The sequence below is a fragment of the Catellatospora sp. NPDC049111 genome, from assembly GCF_040648615.1.
In the GTDB taxonomy this organism is placed as follows: Bacteria; Actinomycetota; Actinomycetes; order Mycobacteriales; family Micromonosporaceae; genus Catellatospora; species Catellatospora aurea.
In genome coordinates this window covers 246,292-267,348 of the sequence record NZ_JBEZEB010000008.1, presented here as the reverse complement: position 1 = coordinate 267,348, position 21,057 = coordinate 246,292, and the positions used below count along the sequence as shown (strand labels likewise).

Below are 21,057 nucleotides of genomic sequence, written 5' to 3'. Positions count from 1 at the left end.
TTCGGAGGTTCCGGTGAACCTCCACCGCCTCGGCGGCCGGCTGCGCCCGGCGATCGTGGTGCTGCTGCTCGACTGGGCGGCGCTGAGCATCGCGATCGCGGTCACGCCGGGCCTGTCGGCGAGCACCGGATGGGACGTCCTACTGGCCGCGGTGCTGCTCGCGATCGCCGCCGCGGTGCTGCGGCCGCTGTTCGCCGCGTTCGCCGCCCGGCTCGGCTGGGCCGGGGTCGTGGCGGGCTGGCTGCTGACCCAGTCGCTGCTGGTGTACCTGGCGCTGATCCTCGCCCCGCACATCACGGTGGACGGCTTCTGGCCCGCGTTCTGGGCGTCGTGGATCTACTCCATCCTGGTCAGCGCCGGGATGTGGCTCGTCACCGCGGGCGACAACGCGGCGATGCTCGCGCACCTGCTGCGGTCCACGAAGACGACCCGCCGCGAAGCCGTCGCCACCGCGGTCCCCGGCGTACTGATGATCCAGATCGACGGGTTGTCGGCACCGCTGGCCCGCTGGGCGATCCAGGCGGGCAACCTGCCGACGCTGACCCGCTGGATCCGCTCGGGCAGCCACACGCTGGTCGAATGGCACGCCCAGCTGCCCGCGACCACCCCCGCCAGCCAGGCCGGCCTGCTGCACGGGGCCAGTGCGCACGTGCCCGCGTTCCGCTGGCTGGAGAAGGAGACCGGCCGGCTCGTGGTCACCAACCACCCCAAGGACGCCGAGTACGTCGAGCGCGGCTTCTCCGACGGGCGGGGCCTGCTCGCCGACGGCGGGGTGAGCCTGTCCAACGTGTTCTCCGGCGACGCTCCGGTCAGCCTGCTGACCATGAGCACGGCGGCCCGCAAGGGCAGCAAACGCGGCCCCACCCGCGAGGTCAGCAGCTATCTCGTCGACCCGTTCGGGCTGACCCGCTCGCTGGTGCTGACCGCCGGAGAAATGATCAAGGAAGTGTTCCAGGCGCGGCGGCAGCGGGCTCGCGACATCGAACCCCGGGTGCACCGCGCCGCCTCTTACGTGGCCCTGCGCGGTGTGACCAACGTGCTGCTGCGCGACCTCAACCTGAACCTGGCGGCCGAGCACATGATGCGGGGCGCACCGGTCCTGTACTGCGACTTCGTCGACTACGACGAGATCGCCCACCATGCCGGGCCGACCCGGGCGGAGTCGCTGGCCTCCCTGGACGGCATCGACTGGGTGCTGGGCACGCTGGAGCAGCTCGCGCGCAGCGCGCCACGGCCGTACCACCTCGTGGTCCTGTCCGACCACGGGCAGAGCCAGGGCGCGACGTTCCTACAGCGGTACGGCACGACGCTGGAGGCCCTGGTCCGAAAGCTGATGGCGGGCGACGGCGCGGACGTGGCGACCGCGCCCGAAAACGAGCAGTGGGGCCGGGTCCGGGCCCTACTCACCGAGATCAGCGGCGAGCGGAAGGCCGTCGGTCGGCTGACCCACGACATGCTGGAGGCACGCGAGCCGGTAAGCGCGCCGGGGTCTGCCGCGGGTGCGGAACTGGTCGTCGTCGCGTCCGGCAACCTGGGCATGGTCTACCTCGCCCGGGAGCGCCGCCGGCTGACGCTGGAGGAGATCGAGGCCCGGCACCCGAACCTGCTCACCGGCCTGGTCGCCCACCCGGGCATCGGGTTCGCGATGGTGCGCTCCCGCGCCCGTGGACCGGTCGTGCTCAGCCGCGACGGCGTCCACCACCTCGCCGACGGGCGGGTCGACGGCACGGACCCCCTCGCGCCGTTCGGCCCGCACGCGGCCGACGACCTGCGGCGGCACGACACGCTGCCGCACGTCGGCGACATCGTGCTCAACAGCCTGCTCGATCCGGCGACCGGTGAGGTGGCCGCGTTCGAGGAGCTGGTCGGCTGCCACGGCGGGCTCGGCGGGTGGCAGACCCGGCCGGTGCTGATCCACCCTGCAGGATGGACCGCGCCGGACGCCCTCGTCGGCGCCGACGCGGTCCACCGGCAGCTGGTGCGCTGGCTGGAAAACCTCGGACTGCGAACACCGCCGACCGGTTAGCCCCGGGCGATCAGATCGTTGGCGTACGTCGCCACGTCCAGCACCGCCTGCTCGCCGGTGCGCCGATGCACGTCGAGGGCCGCGTCGATGAACTTGATCCCGTGCGAGTCCTGGTCGTGCAGCCCGCGTGCCATCAGGTCGGCCGGATCCGTCGCTCCGCGGACCGGCATCGGCCGAGCCTCGGCCGGCGAGTACGCGCTCGTCACCGCCGCCGTCGCGGCCCACGCCGCCTGGACGCTCGGCTCCCACAGCGCGGCCGGCAGCACCGGCAGCACTCGCGCGATCGCGTTCGGCGCGGTGGTCGCGTGCACCAGCATCACCGGGTTGCCGTGCCCGTGCGTGCCGAACCGCAGCGCCGCCGCCTCGACGATGGCCGCGAGCCGGTCCGGCGCGCCCGTCTCGGCGTCGCCGGGCACCGCCCCGGCCGACTCCGGCCATCCCGGCAGATCCGCGAGCTGCGCGAGCCGGTTGCGGATCCCGGATCGCTGGTGCGGCACCCGGGGCACGGCGTCGAGCGCCGAGCGCGGATCGCTCGACCGATACGGGCCTTTGCCCGCCGGTGCGAGCGGCTGCCAGCGGGCGGCCCAGTAGCCCAGGCCCGCGCCGAGTTCGGCCACCCGGGCGGGGGTCGCCGTGCCGTCCTGCTCGCTGTCGAGCAGGGCGCGCACCGCGTGCCCGACCCTGATGACGCCGTGCGTGGCCCCGGCGGCCACTCCCGGCAGCAGCCGGGGCCACCACTGGATCAGCACCTCGCGCCAGGGCCGCTCGGTGAGCTGCCGTTCGAAGAAGGTGAGCCAGTCACCGGTGCGGACCGGGTCGCCCAGCGGATCGCGCCACTCGCCGACGGAGATGCGCCGGATGCCGCGCGGGCGTTCGGACAGCCGGTCGCGGTAGCCGTCGATCCAGGCGTGCACCTGGTCGGCGTGGCCATGCCGGACCAGTGCCTCCGCGGCCATGGGCGCGTGGTTGGACAGCCAGCCGTCGCGCTCCGGCCCGGTGTGCTGCAGCCGCTGGTATACCTCGTCGAGAACCCCGTTTATCATGCTCAACAGCTTTCGACCTCAAGCTGACTTGATGTCAAGAGCTTCTGAACTGGCGAAAGTGTAGAGCGGTCACCATCCGCTCGCGGCGTCGCCGAGGATGCCGCCCCGGACCGCGCGAGCCAGTCCCTGCGCCAGTTCCTCCTCGTACGCGCCGACGTGCACGTACAGGCTGTGGCCCGGCGGAGGATTACGGTCGTACATCTCCATGCCGTTGAGGCCCAGCTCGAACCCGGCCCCTTTGCACCGCCCCGGCCAGCACACGTGCCAGGCGATCGTCGCCGGGTCGCCGCCCACCGCCGCGACCACGAGATCGGCGGGGTCGTCGTGCAGGTCGTGCTCCCGGGTGAAGATCGTGCCGTCGAGCAGCGGGAGCCCGGACAGCACGGTGACGACGGCTTCGGTCAGGTCGGCCATCAGGTACGCGCTGCCGTCGCGTCGCCGGGTCATCCGGTCGGCGGTCGGCAGATGCGGATCCAGCGCCGAGGCGAACTGCTCGAAGAGTTCCGCGGCAACCGACACCGACAGGTGCGCGCCGTTCAGGGTCAGGTAGCGGGCCAGGTCCCGATGGGTGTCGACCTCGATGCACGCGTCGACGCGCGCCGGGCAGCAGGTGGGCGAGCGCAGGTCGAGCAGCCGCCGCGTCTTCGCGTACACGGTGTCGAGGTCGTCGCTGGTGTAGATCCGGTACACGGTCGAGTTGCCCACGGCGGAGCATCATGCCATCAACCGCGGCGGGCCGACGAGGTCAGGCGTGCGCGGCGGCAGTGGCGAGCTGGGCGAGGTGGCGGTCCACGACGGCCAGCGCGTCCTGGTGTGACAGCGCGCCCGCGAGCACCGGCAGCCGCAGCCCGTCGAGCAGCGCGGCGAGCCGCTGGGCCTCGGCGGGGGCGTCGATCGGCCACCCGGCGGTGTCGAACACGCTGCTCAGCGTACGGACGAACCCGGCGAAGGCGGGCGCGAGCGCGGCGGCGAGCGCCGGTGCGACGGCTGCCCGGGACAGGAACGCGACGGCGACCAGCGCGTCGGCCCGTCCGGCCGCGTCGTGGGGCAGGTACTCAGCCGCTATCGCGCGCAGCACCCCGGCGGGTTCACCCGCGGGTTCGCCCGCGAGCCGGTCGCGGACCCGGCCGGCGAAGCGGTCGTGCACGCTCAGGCTCAGCCAGTGCTGCAGCGCGTAGAGCAGCATCTCGTCCTTGCTGGCGAAGTAGTGCTGCACGGCGCCCATGGACACGCCAGCCTCGTGGGCGACCTCGCGCAGGGATACCGCCTCCAGGCCCTGTGCTCCGGTGATGCGCAGCAGCGACTCGACGATGTGGCGGCGTCGCTGATCATGGTCGACCTTGCGGGGCATGGCCAGAACGTACCTTCCCGTGTTTACAATGCAGTCGCATTGCGAAACTAGCGCGAAGAGGCCACGGTGACCATACGGACGGCACACAACGGAGAAGTCCAGCTCGCGTACGAGACCTTCGGTGCGCCCGGCGGCGAGCCGTTGCTGCTCATCATGGGTCTGGACTTCCAGATGGTGTTCTGGCCCGACGGCTTCTGCCGGGCACTGGCCGACCGCGGCTTCCACGTCGCGCGCTACGACAACCGCGACGCCGGGCTGTCCACGCACTTCACCTCGCCGCGGCCGGAGAACCCGTTCCGGGTCCTGTTCAGCGGCAGCCGCAAGCCCGCCTACACCGCCTCAGACATGGTCGACGACGGGCTGGCCGTCATGGACGCCCTCGGGTGGAACTCGGCCCACCTGTGCGGCGTCTCGCTGGGCACCGGCCTCGCGCTGGCCACCGCCGTCCTGCACCCGCAGCGGGTGCGCACCGTCACCGCCGTCGCGGGCGGGCCTTCCGGCAAGCTCGGCCTGCTGCGCTACGTGAAGTTCGGCGTGTTCGGCCGCTTCGCGCGGATCAAGCATCCCGACACCGATGAGGGAGCGGTGCAGACCCTGGTCGACATGATCCGGCTGCTGTCCTCCCCGCATCACCCGTTCGAGGAGGAGTGGGCCCGGTCCGTGGCACGGCTCAGCCACGCGCGGTCGCCGCGTGATCCCAGCACCACGCAGCGCCAGACCGCCGCCGGGCTCAACCTCGGCGCGACGGGCCGCCGGCTCGGTGAGATCACCGCGCCGACCCTGATCGTCAACGGTGCCGACGACCCGCTCATCCGCGCGTCCGCCGGCGCCGCACTGGCCCGCCGGATCCCCGGCGCGCGGGCTGTCGCGTACCCCCGCATGGGCCATGTCCTGCCCGAACACGTGTGGGCCGCCATGGCCGACACCATGGCGGCCCAGGCCGGGCTCGCCGCCGGACCGGTCACCACCGACACTGCATAGCAGCCCACACACGCGGCTCAACCCCGCCCGGGTGCAAGACCGGGCAGGTCGACTGCCGTCGCGTCGAATGAGATTGTCGAGGACGGAGTGTGGGCAGGGCAGTAATCGCCGCGGGAGTTCGCCCCGGCCGATCTTCATGCGGCCAATGCCGTGGAGTCAAAGCTGACGCCGTTTGTGAACAACTTGCCGCCATACGACCCCGAGAACCAGGAAGAGAGAACGACTCGGCTCGTCGATATCGTGGTGACACGTCAGCGCGGCCTGGCCGCCAAGTAAGACAAAACCGTCACCACCAGTTTTGCCGCAGGCAGCGCGCAGAGGGCCGCCCCGCCGAAGGACACCGAGATGCAAGAGAGGTAAAGCTCAGCCACCGTCTTCGCCGGCACCAAAGTCAGATAGCTCCGGCGGTAGAGGTCCCGTGGCCACACGCGGGACCCCCACCGCCCGAGACATTCACACAGGCAAGTGGTCGCGCACCAGGTTCTCGGCAACGTCGATCGCCGTCACCAGTTCGCTGGCCGCGCTGTACTGACGCAGGGCGACTAGCCCGACCTCGGCCTTCGTCCAGGTTTCCGGTACCACGCCCATGGCCTCGACCCGTTCCTCCGGGAACGGTGTTGTCAGTAGGACCTCGGCAAGCTGCGCGACACCACCGTCGTGGCAGCGGCACAGGTTGTCCCTGACCGTCTCAGGCAGGGACGACGCGACGACGTTGAGGCTGTTGAGGTGCTCTTTCAGGTCCAGCTGCTCCATACGACGAGCAGTCAGGACCTCGTCGCCGTTCACCACGGCGCAGGCGATGACCTTGAGGTCAAGCAACCTGTCGAGCGCCTTGTTGAGCGCGTGCTCGTGCCGCACGCCGACTGTGCGGCGGGCCAGATCTTGCCGACGGGCAGCACTCTCGACCTCTCGACGCTCTTCGTCCTGCCTACGCCAGTTGCGGGCATCCCCGAGCTGGAGGAACCCCGCGATGCCGAGTAGACCGCAGACAGCGGCGATGATGGAGACGATCAGGTCAGCGTCCACCGACACCTCCGTGGCGGTGGACGAACAGCCGACGGCGGTGGTGGAGTACTGGTGTGCGGCGTGGCGCGTGGGCCAAGTCATCTCCTTGTTCGTATCGGACACATCGTGGGCAGGCGCACCACCCGGCCGGCATAGCCGTGGCGGGGGACGCCACGGCCATGCCGACCGTGGCGGTGCGGATAGGCGGACTTGCGTGTCTTGCTCGTGGTGCCGTGTTGCTCTCGGTGCCGTCCGGCCGGGATGGAGGCCCTTCGCGGACGCACTTCAGGATCCCACGCAGACATCTCATTGCGAGCTGATCGTCTGCGAGACACGGGTTTGGCGTGTCGTATCAGGCCTCATGTTTCACTCGATCGGTGGATCGTGTTCGGGTCGCTTTCCTGACTCACGCGACTTACACATACGCCAAAAGACATCAAATAACCCAAATCAGACAAATATGGCTCGGTGTGCCCGCTGGCGCAGCGGAGGAGACGACCCCACAATGGGGAAGTCGTCGACAAGTTCCTTGCGGTCGTGTCGCGACACTCGTGCGCTTCCTAGGCGGACTTGCGCGAGAACACTGTGGGGCGCGTCCGGATGGAGCCGGGCGCGCCCCAAAGCGTTTCAGCAGTTCTCACCGCTCACGAGAGTCGACCGCCCACGGCAGCCTCACCGGCCGCGACATCTACCTGCTCTTCCGCTAAACGGAGGTGGCCGATGTTCAGGTTATGGACGATCAGTTCCCGAGTAGCCGGGCAGGCGATGCCAATATCGTCCAGCTGATAGATGCGATGGCCAACGGGCGGGCGTCGAGGCGTCGAACGACTCGACGCCGAAGGGCCATGACGTCGTCAAGCGCGTGGAGCTGACGGCCGACGAGGTCAATCGGTAGAGCGCGATCTGCACACGAAGGGTCCGGCTACGCCTGCGGCGCGGCAGCCCTCCATTCGAGCGAGCTCGACGGGCGGTCGCTTCGGATCAAGTAGGACACCATCTGCGACCAAGTGAGCGAACTCGCGCTCGCGCCGGGCACTGCGGTGGGCGACTGTCCCCGCTGGACTGGCCACAAGACTGACCGGTGTGCTGTACGGCTCAGTGATCTAGCACTTTGCGGTCGCGGCGCAGAGACAGACCGCCACCTGGCTCGACCTCGACGCGATAGCTGGATGAGATACCGCGCCGCCACTGATCGTCAACTGCAAGGACGACTCGTTCATCCGCCCGTCCGGCGGCGGTCACGCTGGCCCGGCGGACCCCCAGCGCACGCCCCGTCGTGTACCCCGCGTGGGCCACTCTTCCCCGAACACGCCAGGGCCGCCATGGCTGACGCCATGGCGGCCCTGGCCGGACTCACCGCCGCACCGGTCACCTCCGGCACCGCCAGAGGCTCCGATCAAGCGACCTGCGCCACACGGGACTCGTGGCGCGGCTCGACCGACAGGTGCGCCGCGAGCGCACCCAGGAAGTCGGCCGCGTCGAAGATCTCTCCGGCCGAGGCGACCCCGGTCGTCGTCACCTGCCCGGCGAGGATGCGGTGGACCGCTTCGACCGCCAGCGGTGCGCTGATCGCGTAGATGTCCCGACCCGTGGCCACGACACGGCGCTGCGTGTCGCCGGAGCGCACGACGACGTCGACCACGAACGTCTGCGCGGACCGGCCGCTGTCGTCGACCGCGACCGGCGCGGTGTGCGCCGACGCCAGGTCCCTGGCCGCGGCGGCGGTCATGTACGTGCGCACCTCGGGAATCTCCAGGTGGCTGGGGACGGTGACGACATCGGCCATGGTGAACTCGCCGAGGACCGGCCGGGTGCCCAGCGGGGCCGGGAAGTCCCAGTCCAGGATCGGCAGGTCGCGCTCGGCGGCGTAGTACTCGATCCGGCCGCCGGTGTAGCGGACCCGGCGGCCGTCGCGCCGGTCCCGCGAGACGGTGCCGGACACGACGGTCCCGGCCGTGGGGTGCCAACTGCTCAGCCCGTACGCCACGTGCGCCTCGTCGGCCGCGGTCCAGTCCCCCATCGCCGTGGTGACCAGCAGGTCGCCGAGCCCGCCGAAGAACGCCATCGCCGGGACCACCGCGACCCCCGCCTCCCGGGCCCGGTCGGCGAAGTGCGCGAACGTGTCGAGGTTGGCCTCGATCTCGGCGGCCACGTCCACGTAGGGAATCCCGCTGCGCAGAGCGGCCTCGATCACCGGGCCCGCCGTCGAGGCGAACGGGCCGGCGGCGTTGACGACCGCGGCCGCACCCCGCAGCGCCCGGTCGAGCGAGGCCGGATCATCCGCCGACGCCACCCGGTGCGCCAGGCCCGGATGGGACTCCGCCAGCTCCCGGAGCTTGCCCGCGTCGCGGCCGACGAGCAGCGGCACGAACCCCCGCGCGGTCAGCTCCGCCACCACGAACCGGCCGGTGTGCCCGTACGCCCCGAACACCGCCACGGTCTTGTCCGTACCCATCTTCGTCTCCTCAAAGATCGACCGAAAAGATCCTCCCAACGGCGGCAGCCCCGGACGAGTGTCTGGAACGCCACGCCTCATACACTTTCGGACATGGCCACGATCGCGCTCGCCGCCACCGACGGCATGCTCCACTTCGAACTCGCCATGGCCTGCGAGATCTTCGTCCGCGACCCAAGCGGCCTGGCCGACCCCTGGTACGACCTGGTGGTCTGCGGCCCCGGCCCGGTCGGCATCGGCAGATTCCGGATGGAACCCGACGCCGGGCTCGACCGGCTCGCCACCGCCGACACCGTGATCATCCCGGCCATCGACGACATCGACGCCGAACCGCCCGCCGACCTGGTCGAGGCCGTCCGGGCAGCCCACCGGGCGGGTGCCCGGCTCGTCTCGCTGTGCACCGGCGTGTTCGTGCTCGCCGCCGCCGGGGTCCTCGACGGGCTACGCGCCACCACGCACTGGGCCCACACCGACGTGCTGGCCGCCCGCTACCCCCGGATCGACGTCGACCCGGACGTGCTCTACGTCGACAACGGCAACGTGCTCGCCTCCGCCGGCAAGGCCGCCGCGATCGACCTGTGCCTGCACCTCATCCGCCGCGACCACGGCTCGACGGTCGCCAACGCCGTCGCCCGCCGCCTGGTCGTGCCCCCGCACCGTGCCGGCGGCCAGGCCCAGTTCGTCACCACCCCGGTGCCCGCCCGCGACGACCACCCCCTCGCCGACCTCTTCCCCTGGGCGATGGAGCGGCTGAACCGCCCGCTGACCGTGGAAGACCTGGCCCGGCAGGCGAACATGAGCTCGCGCAACCTGGCCCGCCACTTCAAGTCGACGACCGGCACCACCCCGCTGCAGTGGCTGTCGACGCAGCGCATCCGCCGCGCGCAGGAACTGCTGGAGAACACCGACAGCGGCATCGACGCCATCGCGGAGGCTTCCGGCATGGGCACCGCCACCACGCTGCGACGGCACTTCCACCGCACCGTCGGGGTGGCTCCGGACGCCTACCGCCGCACCTTCCGCGCGCCGGGAGGCCACCTCCCGCACGGGGAGGCGGCCTCCGACCTGCCCTGATCCACCCTGTCTCGATCCCGGGGCGAGACAGGTCAGCCCTTGATCACCGTGTCCTTGGCCAGTGCTTCGGCGCGCTGCTGGACCGTGGCGCGGAGCTTGTCGACGTCGGTCTTGACGGCGGCGGTGTCGGCCCCCTGCACGGTGTTCAACGTCGCCGTGATCTGGTCCAGGGCCTTCTCGGCCGCCTTGTCGGCGTAGATCTTCTGGTACAGCTCGCGGTAGGCGTCCTCGTACGCCTTCTTGAAAGCGTCCGAAGCCAAGAACCGCTCCTTGAGCTTGTTGCCGCCCATCATCCCGCCGCGGCCGCCGCCGGGCGGGGTGAACCCTTCCGGCAGCTCCATGCCCTCGGGAGGTTCCATGCCCTCCGGCAGCTGGAAGTCGCCGCCGGGGAAGCCGCCCATGCCGCCGCCCATCGACATCGTGTCGTGGGGTCCGGCCGTGGCGCTGCCGCTGAAGGTCAGGTTGTGGTCCCAGCTGATGACCTTGAACTTCTCGGTGTCCAGGTCGTACCACAGGTAGTAGTTCTTGCCCGGTCCCGACATGTCGTCGAAGTTGAGCAGCAGGTTCTGCAGGGCTAGGTACCGCGCGAACGACGCGACGTCGACGTGGTCGGCCAGGTGGGCGTCGAAGTCGGCGTCGGAGGCCTCGTTGGCCCATTTCACCAGGTCGATGACCGGCGCGAGGTCGTGGCTGCCCTTGTTGTTGACCTGCTTGAAGTCGTCTTCGTACTCGGTCGGGTCCGCGCCCTGGTAGGTGAACTGTCCCGTGGCCAGCGACTTGTAGAGCACGCCGTTGCCGAGGCTGTCGGCGAAGTCCTCGTCCGGGTGCTCGACCAGCAGCCGCGCCTTGACGGGCCGGCCGTTGACCTGCAGGGCCGTGTAGGCGTACCGCTGCGTGGGCTGCTCGGCGGCAGCCGCGACGGCCAGCGACAGGGCCTCGTTGACCACCGTCGTGCCGCCGCCCATGCCGGACACGCGCACGGCGACCTCGCTGCGGCCCTGGTAGCGGCGGCCTTCGGCGAACTCGTCGAAGCTGATCAGCCACGGCAGTTCCTCGGGCTTGGCGCTGTCGAGGCTCGTCCGGCCGAAACCGCCGCCCATCATCCCGCCGGGTCCGCCCCGGCCGCCGCCCTGGTTGCCGCCCTCGCCGCCGCCGGGCATCTGCGGGAACCCGCCCTCCGGCATGCCGGGGAACCCGCCCTCGGGCATGCCCGGCCGACCGCCGGGGCCGCCTTGGCCGCCCCGGTCCTCGAACAGCGACCGGGTCTTGCCCTCGTGGGTGACGCCGGACAGCGTGGAGTTGCCCTTGAGGCGGATGCCGACGTCGCGGATCAGGGTGCCGTCGACGGTCGCGTCCACGCGCACGTACTCCTTCTCCCCGGTCTGCATGTATTCGTCGAACATGCGCTGGTAGTCGGCTTCGGTGTAGGTGATGGTGACGGTGTGCGCGACGGTGGCGTCGAACAGGTCGACGGTGCCGTCGATGTTCTCCACGACCTCGTCGTGCTTGCCCGCCGCCTGGCTGGTCACGATCGGCGCGATCCGTACGTTGCCCGCGACCACGACCAGCGCCGCGACCACCGCCACGCAGGTGGCCAGCAGCTTCCAGTAGTGGCGGACGCGCACCGGGATGCGGTGCTTGAGCCGGGCCCGCGGCGGCGGCGCCGCGGGCTCGGACGCAGGACTCGTGGTCATCACAGGTCCGTCTGGTCGTATCCGGTGAGCACGGTGACCCGCTGGCCCGAGGTGAGCCGACTCAGTGCCGCGATCAGGTCGCCGGGCTCGCTGCCCTTCTTCAGCCGCACCGTGTACATCAGCTCGGTCAGCGCGCCGCCGCGGATCGACTCCATGCTGACCAGCTCGAACTCGGTGGTGTGCGCGATCAGCGCGTCGTTGATCGTGGCGGTGTAGTCGCCCTCCGGCGGAACCTGCACCTTGACGACCTGCCGCTGCACCGACAACTGGAACCAGCTGAACCGGAACATCACGAAGATGACCAGGCAGATCGCCACCGTCGCGATCACCGCGAGGCTGTAGAACCGCGTGCCGACCGCCATGCCGACACCCATGACCAGGAAGATGAACCCGACGTCGCGGGTCTCCTTGATCGCGTTGCGGAACCGCACCACCGACAGCGCGCCGACCAGCGCGAACGCCCGCGCGATGTTCGACCCGACGACCAGCATGATCAGCGACACCAGCATGCCGAGGATGACCAGGGTCTGCACGTACGACTGGCTGTAGGACACGTTGCGGTGCGTGGCCCGGTACACCCAGCCGATGAACGCGCTGAGCAGGAACGCCAGGGCCATGGCCATGACGATGTCGGTGACACTGAACGTGCCGGTGAGGTCCTGGAGTTCGAAGTTCATCGGGTCGCCTTCATGATCAGCGCCGGTGCTGCTGCCGCGGCGACGTCGAGGTGGGTGGGGTCGTCGGTGAGCTCGACAGCCGGGGCGGGCGCCTCGGCGTCGTGGTCGGGGATGTGGAACAGCGACCGCGGGGCACGGCCGAAGGCCTCGACGCTCTGGCAGTACTTGGACAAGCGCACGACCGACAGTTCGGCGCGGGCGGCCAGGTCGGTCAGCCAGTACGGCACGCGGTCGTTGGCCTTGACCTCCAGCACCGACAGCGAGGCCGGGATGATCAGCCGGTTCTCGGCGTCGGAGCCGAGGTCGAACTCGCGGTCGCGGCCGCGGACCCGGTGGTCGAGGGTGACCCGCAGGCCGAGGTCGGCGTCGCGGCCGACGTAGGCCTCGCGCTGGTAGCCGGTCATCGCCACCGGCCGCAGGTCCAGGCCCTGCACCAGGCCGAGGACCTCCTGGATGAAGCCGGTCTGGCCGGGCTTGTGGCGCACCATCTGCCGGCCGTCGCACAGCAGCCGCGCGTCGCCGTACGGCATCGCGACGCGGCGCTTCTGGGTGACCCGGTTGACCCGCTGCTTGATCTCGACGTACACCGTCGTGTCGTTGTCGATGTTGAAGCGGTCGCCGTAGTGGCGCACCCGGATCTTGCGGCGGAACCGCAGGCCCTCGATCTTCTCCCAGTAGAAACGCAGCAGCCGGGTGTCGTAGTAGACGCTCCACACCCCGTAGCCGCCTTCGATGGCGTGGCTGTCGAGGTCGAGCCGGGCGCGCAGCTCGTCACGGATCGCCGCCAGGCGCTCGGTCGGCACCAGATACTTGATCTCGTAGCGGTTGAACGCGTGCAGCGGGCTGGGGGCGCGTAGCGCGTGGCCGATGTGGTCGTCGGACGTTCTGCCGGATGCCTGCTGGGCCGGGCCGCCGCCTTTGTCGGGTCCCGGCGGCGCTGCTGAGTGCGGGAGCAGTCGCATTCGCGTACCGTTTCTCTCGCCCCGGGAGGCGCACCAATGGTGAACGGCGGCTGAATCCCGGGTGGACTGATGGTGGACACCGATCAGCCTGGCGAGCCAATCTAGGAAACCCCTGTGGAAAGCCCAAGAATTCTTCAGGAGAAGGCCGGAGCCCTCGAAATGGCACAAACGCCCTGACAGCGCGTGACCGACCCACCGCGGTGCACTCGGAAACCGTGAAGGCAGGGCACATCCCGCGACGGGGTGTGCCCTGCCTTCAGATGCTGCTCAGTGAGCGTGTACGACGCCTTCGGCGTTGCTGTCCGCCCTGGCGGGCAGTAGCAGAGCGGTGATGACCACGCCGATGGACAGGACCACGCCGATGATGAACGCGAGCCGCATGCCGTCGAGGCTGGCGGCCGTGGCCGCGACACCATCGGCTTTGAGCGAGTCGGCCCGCGCGCTCATCACCGTGACCACGAGCGCGGTGCCGAAGGCCGCCGCGACCTGCTGCAGCGTGCCCAGGATCGAGCTGCCGTGGGCGTACAGCGGCGGCGGGACCGCGCCGAGGCCCAGGGTGAAGACCGGGGTGAAGGTCGCGGCCAGGCCCACCATGAGCAGCGCGTGCATGGCTAGCAGCTGCCAGTACGGCATGGTCATCGAGACCTGGGTGAAGCCCGCGAGCGCCAGCGAGATCGCGATCGCCCCGGGGATGACCAGGACCCGGCCGCCGAACCGGTCGAACAGGCGGCCCACCGTCGGTCCGAGCAGGCCCATGGCCAAACTGCCGGGCATGACGAGCAGCCCGGCCTGCAGCGCGCTGAGCCCGCGGATGTTCTGCAGGTACAGCGGCAGCAGGATCATCGAGCCGAGCATGGCCATGAACGCGACCGACATCAGGATCAGCGCGATCGTGTACGTGCGGTGCTTGAGCGTCCGCAGGTCCATCAGCGGCGACCCGGACTTCTGCAGCGACAGCTGGCGGAAGACGAACACGGCGATGGCGACCAGCCCGGCCGCGACGATCCCGGCGGCCATGCCGAGGTCGTCGCCCTGGAACTGGCTGAGCCCGTAGACCAGGCCGCCGAAGCCGAGTGCGGCCAGCGTCACGCTGAACCAGTCGATGGTGCTGACCTCGGGCTCGCCGACGTTCTCGAGCTGCTTCAGGCCACCCCAGGCGATCACGGCGGCGATGGGGAACACCACGGCGAACAGCAGGCGCCAGGACCCGAAGTTGAGGATCACGCCCGACAGCGCCGGGCCCATCGCGGGCGCGACCGAGATGGCCAGGGTGACGTTGCCCATGACCTTGCCCCGGTCGTGCTCGGGCACCACGTGCATCAGCGTGGTCATCAGCAGCGGCATCATCACCGCCGTGCCGGACGCCTGGATGATGCGCGCGCCCAGCAGCATCTCGAAGCTCGGGGCGACGGCTGCCGCCGCGGTGCCGAGCAGGAACAGGCCCATCGCCGTGGCGTATGCGCCGCGGGTGGACACGCGCTGCAGGAACCAGCCGGTGATCGGGATGACCGCGGCCATGGTCAGCATGAAGGCGGTCGAGAGCCACTGCGCGGTCTGCTCGGTGATCTTCAACGCGTCCATCAGATTCGGGATCGCGTTGATCATGATCGTCTCGTTGAGGATGACGATGAACGTGGCCAGCACGAGCAGCCGGATCACGGGCGGGGTGCGACCTGACGGCGGTGCCGCGGATTTAGCGGGTGAGTCGAGCAGCTGGCTGGACACGGTACCTCTATCGGGGGTCTCGGGGAATCAGGCGGTGACGGCCGGTGGGCTCACCGGCAGTCGCTGTCTTGCCCAGACTGACCGATGCCACCGACAAAACGCATCGCAGCTACTCACACTGCTATAAGTTCTGGCAAAGGTCACCCGGATTTCACCGGCAGACGACTCCAACGGGTGACGACACCGACAACACCGTTCCGGCCGCAACGGTGTCACCGAAGGTGCACCGATTATCCGGAACGGCAGTGGCGTTCGTCACGATTTCCCGCCCGACCCGGCCGGCGTCCTGCCGTCGTCGGTCGACGGGCGAACGTTTCCACAGGTGATCACCGCAGGGCAGTGGCCTTCATCGCGGGCAGTCGGGTGCCATGCAGTCGCGACGGCGGCGATGTATGCGCAGGTCGTTCGCGCTGATCTGCACCACGCTCAGCCGCGGGCGCACCGGGCCGGGCCGCCAGTAACGAAAGTCCGCGGCAGCCGTCCGGACCGCCTCGGCCTCGGTCAGTCGCGGCAGGACGAACTCATGTGTCGCCGGGTGGGACCAGTCCCGGCGTACGACATACAGCACCTGGTTGTCGCGAACGCGGTACGACAGCGCGCCCCGCCGGAAATCGCCTGCCCACAGACGCCTCACGCCCACCCGCCCTTCGACGAGAACGAGCCGCCCCGATGCGAGCGGCCACCTGTTTCGAACATACGTTCGAACGTCGATGCTAGCAGTGGGCACCCGGATCCCGACGCCGGCACATAGATCCACTGCGGGCGAGAGTTCGCCCGTGCAGCGGTGACGGCCGTCACTACGAGTAGGCATACCTAGAGCGGGTGGGACGGCTGTCTAAGTAGGTCGCGTGCAGGCAAGATACGCCGCCGATGCGGATGGGCAGAGCCCGTCGCGGGAGGAGTATTCATCTCGTCAGTAACACAGTGTCAAGGACTGAGGAGTCTGCGATGTTCGGATCGCCCGAGATGGACTTCGCTCTCGCGAAGATGCATCACCGAGAGCTCATCGACCAGGCCGCGAAGGAGCGGGTCGCCAACAGGGTGCACCGCCACGGCCGCAAGCGCCGTGAGGCGCGCGACCACACGGCGCGATGAGCACGAGCCGACAGGCCCGGGTACCGCAAAGCGGACCCGGGCCTGTTCCTTTTCCTGATCGTGGGCGCGGGCCGGCCCGCTCGGCGGTCATCGGGTGCCGCCTGCGGCCGCGCTGTCAGAGTTGCCGGAACTGGCCGTAGTACGAGCCCAGCGAGTCGAGGTAGGCCCCGTCCTGATGGCGCTCGGCCTCGTACTCCGGGGCGTCCTTGACCTGGTCCTTGGTGCAGTCGATGTAGACGCGCTCGTCGTCGAGGTCGATGCTCTTGATGACGCCCGCAGGCAGCACCACCTTGCTGCCGAAGACCCACGGGCCGGTGTCGACCACGAGGATCCGCGAGCCCTCCTCGCCGGCCTGCTCGTCGATCCTGCCCACCGAGCCGTCGGTCGCCTCCACCCGGAAGCCGGTCAAATCCCTCTCCCCGCCTTCGAGGACAGGCTTGTAGTCCAGGGTCTCGTGGTAGTTCCACGGATCCCAGGGCGTGGGGTTCATCAGCGTCACGACAGCCTCCTTGCTCACCGCCAAGTACGCTGCCCACTTACCCGCTGACAATCCCGCCAATCATCACAAGCTTCCTCGAACCGATCCGTCCCGGCGAACACCGCGGACGCGCGTTCAGCTCTCGGCGGCAAGGCTCGCCCTCACGACGACCGGCAGGCTCAGCCGCGCAGCAGCCGGTCGATCGCCTGGCGAAGGCGCGGCCATTCGTCGGGAATCGCATACGTGGCCGCGTTGACCAGGTCGAGCGGCTCGTCCCCGGGGCTGCCCGGCGGGGCGGTCGCCGCGTAGAGCCCGTGGACGGCCGATCGAGTGTCACCGTCACCGGTGGCCTGCGAATGGAACATCCGCGTGCGCATGTCCGGAGCGAGCGGCACTCCTCGCCCGATCGAATCCACCGTCGCCGCCACCGCTTCGGGGTCGCTGAAGGTGAACCGGCCGACGAGCGCCCGTGCGACCAGTACGAGGGCGGCGCGGCGAGCCGGCTCCGGAGCGCTCCGCAGCCGGGCGTCCAGGTCGGCGTCCCGGTACCCGAGCCGGCCCGGCGGCGTCGGGTCACTCGGGACGTCACCGATCACCACCGCCTGGTCGGACTCCTCCAGGCCGTCCACCCAGCCGACATCGAGCCGAACTCCGGTGCGCCGCTCGACCAGCGCCATCGCCTCGGCGTCGAAGTCGACGCCCGCCAGATCACCGGCGTCCCAGCGACGGCGGGCATCGCGCAGCCCCTCCAGGTCGGCGTCGAGAACCTCCGGCTGCTCGCCGTGGCGCCGACCGGGATCGTTCTTGTCCACCCACGCCAGGACCTTGCCGTAGACGGCGTAGCTGACGCCTCCGTTGCCGTTGATGGTCCAGTCGACGTTGTGCACCTGCGCTCCGTCGCTGAGCCGGCGCAGGACCTCTGGTCGGGCGCCCTCGAAGCCGTTGGGCTGGAGCATCACCACGGCCGGACCCGCCTGGGTCAGGTACGCCACCTTCGACTCGTCGGGCATCCCGGGCCTGAAGTCGTTGACGTGCGGAAAGTCGATCCCGGTCAGGTCGACCCGCCGACCGCGCAGCCGGCCCAGCACGACATCCTCGGTGACCGGCTCACCCACCGGCTGGATCACCGTCCAGCTCAGCCCTTCCGCATACCACGAAAGCTCGCTGAGGAACTGACGGTAGTACGCGACCACGTCGTCCGACATGCCCGGCAGACTAACGCCAGGGGGCGTCGAGCACTGATCGGGAACGGCCCGAACGCGGGTCGGGTCGCGGCGGTCGCCGGGTCAGTCGTCGGGCCCGGCCTGATCGGGCAGCGCGACCGGGTCGACGAAGACCTCACGGCGCGCGCCGCCATCCGTCGATGCGCAGGTTTGACCAGCACCCGGCGGGCGTACGCCTGGGGTCGCCGTTGCGCGCCGCGCGCCAGGAGCGATAGGTGCGCTCGTAGGTGGCCTGCACCAGTTCCTCGGCCCGGATCGGGTCCCCGCACAGCGGCACGGCAGTGCGGAGCAGATAGCGGCCGCAGGCACCCACGAGCTCCAGGAACTCCTGGTCACGGGTGCTCGCTTGCGCGGCGTGGCGACGAGCGTCCGTCGGCTCGGGCGCAACGCCAGCCGGGTCGGCGGCAGACGGTTCGCTGTTCGTCCTCACGTTAGGCACCACGTGGCGAGGCAGGGTCGGAGGTTGTCACGCACAAAGACCGAGGCGCTGCCCGGCGAGGTGATCCACGTCGGTGTAGTGACGATCATGATCCGGCCGGGACATGGCATTGAAAGCTTGGAGATCACAACCAAGCGCCGCGTGTTCGGCGTTTATCCATAGTGGAAGGGAAGTTTGCCGTCGCGGCCGTCGAGGCAGTCGAGGCAGTCGACGACAGACAGACGCGGGCCCTCCCGCGCAGAGCGAAGGATGAGTTCTTGGACGTCACACACAAGCACCGCATTCGACGGGCTGGGCTGCTGCTCAGCTCGACGATCATCGCGGCCGGCCTCGGGATCTTCTCAGCGGGCCCCGCAAACGCCGTGGCGAACAGCGAGATCGTGCCCAACGGCAAGTACGAGTTCGCGGTCAAGCTGACCATGACCGGGATCCCGACGGCCGACGGTGGTCGCCGCAACAGTGCCTGCTCGGGTGCGCTCATCGCACCACAGTGGATCGTCACCGCAGGACACTGCTTCCGGGACTTCAACGGCGTCCGGGTGGAGCGACCGGTCGCCGACCTGACCACCGCCACCGTCGGGCGGGCAGACCTGACCACCGACATCGGTCACGTCGCCACCGTCATCGCCGTGCGCCAGTCCCCCACCACCGATCTGGCGCTGGCGAAACTCAGCTTCCCGATCAAGGGCATCAAGCCGCTGGCTCTGAGCCGTAAGGCACCGAATGTCGGCGACATCCTGCGGATCACCGGTTTCGGCTCGGTCACCAGTTCCAGCCCCGTGCCGTCGCCGCAGCTGCGGACCGGCCAGGTCACCGTCGTCGCGGTGACGGAACCCAGCGTCGGCGTGACCGGCCTGGCACCGTCGCCCGACACCAGCGCCTGCCCGTACGACTCCGGTGCGCCGTACTTCACGGAGCACGGCAAGGGGCATCCCACCCTGGTGTCAGTGGAAAGCGGCGGGCCGTCCTGCCCGCATTCGCTGGAAGAACGGACCTCCCGGGTGGACAACATCGCCGGCTGGATCAGGCAGATCATCCGCGGCTGATGAGTAGGAGACCGGGCCGGCTTGCCTGCCCGGTCGCCACCCAGGACAGACCGGGGCCGCGCTCCGTGTTCTGCCCACCCCACGCATCAGGTGTGGTCCCGGTCGTCAGCCCCGCAAGTCCCGGAAGGGACGGCCGGGGCGTGTCGTCGGTTCACGGGTGGAACAAGTGCCCCTGATGCAGCCGATCGAGGAGCCTGGCCCTGGTCTCGGGCCGTTTGGCCTGATGGAAGCGGCTTATGTAGGCGTAACGGTTGGTCCTGTTCATCGCTTCGATGACACGTAGCGCCTGCGGATCAGCAGCGATCTCGGCCGGAATCTGCGCGGTGGCGGGGCCGTGGTAGGCCGCCTCCCAGCGGCCGTCAGCCTTGGCCGCGTCGATCTGAGCCTGGCCGGCAGGACGCATCCTCCCGCTCTCGATCAGCGCCGCCGCCTTCGCTGTGTTGATCTTCGACCAGATGCTACGCGCGCGCCGCGGGGTGTACCGCTGCTGGTAGAAGACGTCATCGATGCGTTTGGCCTGCCCGTCAATCCAGCCGAAGCACAGGCTGACCTCCACGGCCTCGACATAGGTGAGCGAGACGACGCCGCTGCCCTTCTTCGCGAACTTGATCAGGATGCCGGGAGAGGCCGCGTGCTCCCGCTCCAGCCACTGCTCGAACTCTTGCCCCGAGACGAAACTCATCAACTCCAGTTCATCAGCCACCGAGCCAGTCTGCCTCCCCCGTACGACAGGCAGTGACAGGCGACAACGCCGACGGCGAGCGCCGACCGGGGTGAAATCGGTGTGCGCCGCGTCCTGCGGTGCCATACCGTGATCGTGTGCGAGATAGCAGTCGGCCCGAGCGCGCCCGTCCCCTCCGGGGATGCCCGCGCTGATCGTCCTGACCTGACCTCGCACTTCGGGCGGCACGACTGCCCGGTCACCATCAAGGACCCCGTCATGGACCTGACCCTGCCCGGCTCAACCCCATCCGACCGTTGCGACCCGTCCTTCGAAGTCCTCCTGGCGGCAGCACAAGCCGCGCCCCTTCACGGCTGGGACCTCAGCTGGCTCCGCGACCGGATCGAGGAACAGCCACTTCCCTGGTCGTTCGGAGAGTTGGCCCGAAAAGCGATCGACGATGCCGAAAGCCTGCTCGACATCGACACCGGCGGCGGTGAGAACCTGGCCAGGCTGCAGCCGTTACCAGCGAGAACGGTAGCGACAGAGGCGTGGGAGCCCAATGTCGCGCCTGCCGTCGCGCGCCTGCGCCCCCTCGGAGTCGATGTGCGCGTCCACCGTCACGGTGACCGCCTTCCGGCGGCGGACGGCGAGTTCGACGTAGTACTCAATCGGCATGGCCACTTCGATCCCGCGGAGCTGTGGCGGGTGCTGCGCCCCGGTGGCCTGTTCCTCACCCAGCAGGTCGGCGCCGACAACGACCTCGCATTGAACGAGGCGCTCGGAGCCCCGGCCGTGGCGCATCCACGTGCGCTCACCCTCGACACCGCGGTATCCGCGCTGCGGCGCGTCGGCTTCGAGGTCGTCGACGGCCGCGACGCGAGGCCGACCATGCTCTTTCGGGACATCGCCGCGGTCGTCTACCAACTCCGTGCCGTCCCATGGCAGATCGCCGACTTCGACGTCGACCGTTACGACCGACAGTTGCGCAACCTTCACCGGTATATCCGCGAGCACGGCGCATTCACCGCACACCACCACCGATTGCTCGTCGTGGCGCGCAAGCACCCTTGACGCGCGCTCGCCGCGGTGCCGGCTGAGCAAGGCCTGACTCGGGCTCCC

At 69.7% G+C, this 21,057-nt stretch carries 20 protein-coding genes; 6 read left to right on the top strand and 14 right to left on the bottom strand.

Going from position 1 to position 21,057, the window contains the following annotated elements:
• The first annotated feature begins 13 nt into the window (after positions 1 to 13).
• Positions 14 to 2,026 carry a phage holin family protein gene (locus AB0B66_RS15350; protein ID WP_360528930.1) on the top strand — a complete coding sequence of 671 codons (2,013 nt, stop codon included), beginning with the start codon at positions 14 to 16 and terminating at the stop codon, positions 2,024 to 2,026.
• Here AB0B66_RS15350 and AB0B66_RS15345 read toward each other — a convergent pair.
• The 3 genes from AB0B66_RS15345 to AB0B66_RS15335 form a co-directional block, all read right to left on the bottom strand.
• Positions 2,023 to 3,069 (bottom strand): questin oxidase family protein, encoded by a 1,047-nt coding sequence (locus AB0B66_RS15345; protein WP_360528927.1) that lies wholly within the window; start codon positions 3,067 to 3,069, stop codon positions 2,023 to 2,025. The two genes, AB0B66_RS15350 and AB0B66_RS15345, sit on opposite strands and share 4 nt — an antisense overlap.
• Before the next feature lie 69 nt (positions 3,070 to 3,138).
• A complete protein-coding gene (locus AB0B66_RS15340) occupies positions 3,139 to 3,774 on the bottom strand; it encodes a hypothetical protein (protein WP_360528925.1) in 636 nt (211 codons plus the stop codon).
• A 40-nt stretch (positions 3,775 to 3,814) separates the two neighbouring features.
• Complete coding sequence (locus tag AB0B66_RS15335) at positions 3,815 to 4,420, bottom strand: TetR/AcrR family transcriptional regulator (protein WP_360528922.1); 606 nt, start codon at positions 4,418 to 4,420, stop codon at positions 3,815 to 3,817.
• Positions 4,421 to 4,486: 66 nt separating this feature from the next.
• Here AB0B66_RS15335 and AB0B66_RS15330 point away from each other — a divergent pair, with 66 nt between their 5' ends.
• Positions 4,487 to 5,401, top strand: coding sequence for an alpha/beta hydrolase (locus tag AB0B66_RS15330; protein ID WP_360528919.1), 915 nt, complete (start codon positions 4,487 to 4,489; stop codon positions 5,399 to 5,401).
• A 453-nt stretch (positions 5,402 to 5,854) separates the two neighbouring features.
• Here the strand turns inward: AB0B66_RS15330 and AB0B66_RS15325 are convergent, their stop codons facing one another.
• Both AB0B66_RS15325 and AB0B66_RS15320 read right to left on the bottom strand, forming a co-directional pair.
• Positions 5,855 to 6,427 (bottom strand): hypothetical protein, encoded by a 573-nt coding sequence (locus AB0B66_RS15325; protein WP_360528916.1) that lies wholly within the window; start codon positions 6,425 to 6,427, stop codon positions 5,855 to 5,857.
• A 1,375-nt stretch (positions 6,428 to 7,802) separates the two neighbouring features.
• Positions 7,803 to 8,861, bottom strand: a complete 1,059-nt coding sequence (locus AB0B66_RS15320) for a saccharopine dehydrogenase NADP-binding domain-containing protein (RefSeq protein ID WP_360528913.1) — start codon at positions 8,859 to 8,861, stop codon at positions 7,803 to 7,805.
• Between the two features lie 93 nt (positions 8,862 to 8,954).
• Here AB0B66_RS15320 and AB0B66_RS15315 point away from each other — a divergent pair, with 93 nt between their 5' ends.
• Positions 8,955 to 9,935: a helix-turn-helix domain-containing protein gene (locus AB0B66_RS15315; RefSeq protein ID WP_360528910.1), complete on the top strand. Its 981-nt coding sequence runs from the start codon at positions 8,955 to 8,957 to the stop codon at positions 9,933 to 9,935.
• A gap of 32 nt (positions 9,936 to 9,967) precedes the next feature.
• Here AB0B66_RS15315 and AB0B66_RS15310 read toward each other — a convergent pair whose 3' ends face one another.
• The 5 genes from AB0B66_RS15310 to AB0B66_RS15290 form a co-directional block, all read right to left on the bottom strand.
• Entirely contained in the window at positions 9,968 to 11,629 is a 1,662-nt protein-coding gene (locus AB0B66_RS15310; RefSeq protein ID WP_360528907.1) for a CotH kinase family protein, read from the bottom strand.
• Positions 11,629 to 12,306 carry a DUF4956 domain-containing protein gene (locus AB0B66_RS15305; RefSeq protein ID WP_360528904.1) on the bottom strand — a complete coding sequence of 226 codons (678 nt, stop codon included), beginning with the start codon at positions 12,304 to 12,306 and terminating at the stop codon, positions 11,629 to 11,631. Before AB0B66_RS15305 ends, AB0B66_RS15310 begins: the two co-directional genes overlap by 1 nt.
• Entirely contained in the window at positions 12,303 to 13,268 is a 966-nt protein-coding gene (locus tag AB0B66_RS15300) for a polyphosphate polymerase domain-containing protein (RefSeq protein WP_360528901.1), read from the bottom strand. The genes AB0B66_RS15305 and AB0B66_RS15300 overlap by 4 nt, the downstream gene beginning before the upstream one ends.
• Positions 13,269 to 13,535: 267 nt before the next feature.
• Positions 13,536 to 14,993, bottom strand: coding sequence for an MDR family MFS transporter (locus AB0B66_RS15295; RefSeq protein ID WP_360528898.1), 1,458 nt, complete (start codon positions 14,991 to 14,993; stop codon positions 13,536 to 13,538).
• A 346-nt stretch (positions 14,994 to 15,339) separates the two neighbouring features.
• Entirely contained in the window at positions 15,340 to 15,627 is a 288-nt protein-coding gene (locus AB0B66_RS15290) for a hypothetical protein (RefSeq protein ID WP_360528895.1), read from the bottom strand.
• 314 nt (positions 15,628 to 15,941) lie between these two features.
• On the opposite strand from AB0B66_RS15290, the gene AB0B66_RS15285 reads away from it, so the two are divergent.
• Positions 15,942 to 16,088: a hypothetical protein gene (locus tag AB0B66_RS15285; protein WP_360528892.1), complete on the top strand. Its 147-nt coding sequence runs from the start codon at positions 15,942 to 15,944 to the stop codon at positions 16,086 to 16,088.
• Between the two features lie 115 nt (positions 16,089 to 16,203).
• On the opposite strand, the gene AB0B66_RS15280 is transcribed toward AB0B66_RS15285, so the two are convergent.
• The 3 genes from AB0B66_RS15280 to AB0B66_RS15270 all read right to left on the bottom strand — a co-directional run bounded on the left by AB0B66_RS15280 (position 16,204) and on the right by AB0B66_RS15270 (position 18,219).
• Positions 16,204 to 16,578, bottom strand: a complete 375-nt coding sequence (locus AB0B66_RS15280; RefSeq protein ID WP_360528990.1) for a PRC-barrel domain containing protein — start codon at positions 16,576 to 16,578, stop codon at positions 16,204 to 16,206.
• Positions 16,579 to 16,745: 167 nt separating this feature from the next.
• Complete coding sequence (locus tag AB0B66_RS15275; protein WP_360528889.1) at positions 16,746 to 17,771, bottom strand: DUF6461 domain-containing protein; 1,026 nt, start codon at positions 17,769 to 17,771, stop codon at positions 16,746 to 16,748.
• A gap of 133 nt (positions 17,772 to 17,904) precedes the next feature.
• Positions 17,905 to 18,219, bottom strand: a complete 315-nt coding sequence (locus AB0B66_RS15270; protein WP_360528886.1) for a hypothetical protein — start codon at positions 18,217 to 18,219, stop codon at positions 17,905 to 17,907.
• A gap of 266 nt (positions 18,220 to 18,485) precedes the next feature.
• Between AB0B66_RS15270 and AB0B66_RS15265 the strand changes: the two genes are divergently transcribed.
• A complete protein-coding gene (locus tag AB0B66_RS15265; RefSeq protein WP_360528883.1) occupies positions 18,486 to 19,274 on the top strand; it encodes a S1 family peptidase in 789 nt (262 codons plus the stop codon).
• Between the two features lie 151 nt (positions 19,275 to 19,425).
• On the opposite strand, the gene AB0B66_RS15260 is transcribed toward AB0B66_RS15265, so the two are convergent.
• The gene (locus tag AB0B66_RS15260; protein WP_360528880.1) at positions 19,426 to 19,977 is read right to left on the bottom strand and encodes a YdeI/OmpD-associated family protein; all 552 of its coding nucleotides are present in this window, start codon (positions 19,975 to 19,977) and stop codon (positions 19,426 to 19,428) included.
• Positions 19,978 to 20,214: 237 nt separating this feature from the next.
• Here AB0B66_RS15260 and AB0B66_RS15255 point away from each other — a divergent pair, with 237 nt between their 5' ends.
• Positions 20,215 to 21,009: a class I SAM-dependent methyltransferase gene (locus AB0B66_RS15255; RefSeq protein WP_360528877.1), complete on the top strand. Its 795-nt coding sequence runs from the start codon at positions 20,215 to 20,217 to the stop codon at positions 21,007 to 21,009.
• The last annotated feature ends 48 nt before the right edge of the window (positions 21,010 to 21,057 follow it).